Origin of the sequence: Enterobacter cloacae complex sp. P12RS (assembly GCF_014895875.1) — a bacterium.
Classification (GTDB): domain Bacteria; phylum Pseudomonadota; class Gammaproteobacteria; order Enterobacterales; family Enterobacteriaceae; genus Enterobacter; species Enterobacter bugandensis.
Genome location: NZ_JADBQO010000068.1, coordinates 1 through 306, shown reverse-complemented (window position 1 = coordinate 306; position 306 = coordinate 1). Strand labels below are relative to the sequence as shown.

Annotated in this window: 2 tRNA genes; both read left to right on the top strand. The window is 49.0% G+C overall.

The annotated features are described in order from the left end of the window. Positions 1–41 precede the first annotated feature (41 nt). Positions 42–118, top strand: a tRNA-Ile gene (locus IM284_RS22575). Positions 119–156: 38 nt separating this feature from the next. Next, a tRNA-Ala gene (locus IM284_RS22570) sits at positions 157–232 on the top strand. Positions 233–306: the final 74 nt, after the last annotated feature.

Below are 306 nucleotides of genomic sequence, written 5' to 3'. Positions count from 1 at the left end.
CACAGATTGTCTGATGAAAAACAGCAGTAAAAAACCTCTACAGGCTTGTAGCTCAGGTGGTTAGAGCGCACCCCTGATAAGGGTGAGGTCGGTGGTTCAAGTCCACTCAGGCCTACCAAATTTGCGAAGCAAATTTGAAGAGGTTGGCAAAACGATGGGGCTATAGCTCAGCTGGGAGAGCGCCTGCTTTGCACGCAGGAGGTCTGCGGTTCGATCCCGCATAGCTCCACCATCTTTTACTGCGAACCCAAGAAAACTTCAGAGTGAACCTGAAAAGGTGCACTGCGAAGTTTTGCTCTTTAAAAA